Raw genomic sequence first — 1043 nt, 5'->3', positions numbered from 1 at the left:
CATTAAGCGGAAATTAATGGTTGGCTATAATCGCGAAGCGATGGCCAACTGTTAATTTTCCGTTTAAATGACTTGTTATGTGTGTTTTACTTACACTAGCCCGTAGAAACTGTTTAAAGCAGTTGCTAGTAAACTACTTGCTACTCCTAACTCAACTTGCCAACTTGCATTTATAGCTTTTGACAACATATTTTGTAACCATACCTTCACTTGAGGACCGAACTCATTTTTTTTACGGTTTATAACACTAGAATCATCTTCTATGGCTACTTCAAGTGATTTAATATCATCTTCACTTACTCCGTTTTCTGTCAAAGTCTCTCGCAATGCAGAGAAATCGCTTTTAGTAATTTGATTCGTAACTGTTTGTGTATTTTCAGAGCCTACGACAATTGTGGTGTTATCACCAAAAATAGTATGATTGAACAAGTTTGCAGTATCAAATTGGCTTGCTTTTTGTTTTGCTTCATTAGCTGAATTTACATCAGAAAGCTCACTACTTAGCTCTAGTACAAAGTCTAAAAGACGCGAGCGAACTTGCATTAATATATTAGATGCACTTGTATTTGGGATCATACTCCAAGCCCTCTGAACAACGTAGCCATTTGCTAAACCTTGCCCCAACAGCCCATTAGCTTCCATAGGAATTGAAGATGTTAAATTCTCTTCAGACTTACTAAATGTTTCAATTACAGTTAAAGACTGAGGCATTCTGCCACGCTCAATAGTATTCCTGAATTCTTCATCTAAATGCCCGAGAGGTACAGGATGGCTTCTAACATCGTATGCACCATTTGATGCATTAACTAAAACCTCTGCCGAGACAATCCTATATTCAGGTAGTTCTTCTATATCGTCGTAACCATTAAGTTCTTTATTTACCCATGTAATTAGCTCTTTATGACCAATTTGATGGAGTAAAACTTTTGTTTTTATAAGAGCGTCACTTAAAACGCCTTCCGTGGAACTTAAAATATCAACAATATCATCAGCTAACTTCATACTTAAATCTCTCCAGATTAGGGATATTTACCAGTAACACA

Annotated in this window: 1 protein-coding gene; it reads right to left on the bottom strand. The window is 36.2% G+C overall.

Annotated elements, in window-relative coordinates; all coding sequences use genetic code 11:
* Positions 1–90 precede the first annotated feature (90 nt).
* On the bottom strand, positions 91–1002 hold the full coding sequence (locus CXF74_RS21425; RefSeq protein ID WP_101084673.1) for an AbiTii domain-containing protein: 912 nt from the start codon (positions 1000–1002) through the stop codon (positions 91–93).
* Positions 1003–1043 lie beyond the last annotated feature (41 nt).

It is taken from the genome of Psychromonas sp. Urea-02u-13 (genome assembly GCF_002835995.1).
Taxonomy (GTDB): Bacteria; Pseudomonadota; Gammaproteobacteria; order Enterobacterales; family Psychromonadaceae; genus Psychromonas.
This window is presented reverse-complemented; position numbering and strand designations above follow the sequence as displayed.